The organism is Phenylobacterium sp., assembly GCF_036723115.1.
Classification (GTDB): Bacteria; Pseudomonadota; Alphaproteobacteria; order Caulobacterales; family Caulobacteraceae; genus Phenylobacterium.
On sequence record NZ_DAIMHV010000211.1, the window covers coordinates 1 to 653 of the forward strand.

At 71.7% G+C, this 653-nt stretch carries 1 protein-coding gene; it reads right to left on the reverse strand.

The window, feature by feature from the left end:
- Positions 1-464 (reverse strand): type II secretion system protein N (locus tag V7D28_RS14530; RefSeq protein ID WP_333588098.1); only part of this gene is annotated, 464 nt, incomplete at its 3' end.
- Positions 465-653 lie beyond the last annotated feature (189 nt).

The window sequence follows — 653 nt, forward strand, 5'->3', positions numbered from 1 at the left end:
GGCGCGGTCGGCGGCGGGGGTGGCGGCGGCAGGCCGGTCCCCGCGGCCGATGTGGGAAATTCCAGGCGCCGTCGCAGGCCGCCCGAGGCCAGGATCACATGGTCGGCGGCCACGACGGCCAGCACCTGACCGTCCGGCAGGGTCTCGCCCACGCCATAGAGGGCCTGGTCGCCGCCGGGAGGGCCGAGGATCGCCGAACCCCGGGGTCCGGCCCGGACCCCATAGAGTTGCAGGGCGGCGCCCTCGGCGGCCTGCGGCGCCTCGTGGAGGCCCGATCCCGGAATGCGGAAGAAGGGATCGAATCTCGCGAGGATCGTCCCGTCGACGCTCGCGGTGGTCGGGGTCGAGGCCTGGACGGGGGCCGGGCCCGGTGCGGCGACGATCCAGATCAGCCGAGCGGCCTGCACCCCCAGAAGGGCCACGAGCGCGATCTCGGTCGCCATGATCAGGGTGCGGGGCCGCAAGGCAACGCCGCGAAAGCGGACGCCTGGGTTCACAAGGGGGCTCCCAATGTCCCGGAAGAGAGAAGGGCGCCGAAGGGCGCCCGGGAGTTCATGTAAACTTTCGATGACAGTCGCGTGACAGAGATCGGATTTGTGACTGCGCCGCGAAAAGATTCCTGCGGTGGCGCGGGGGATGGCGCGGACGCCATC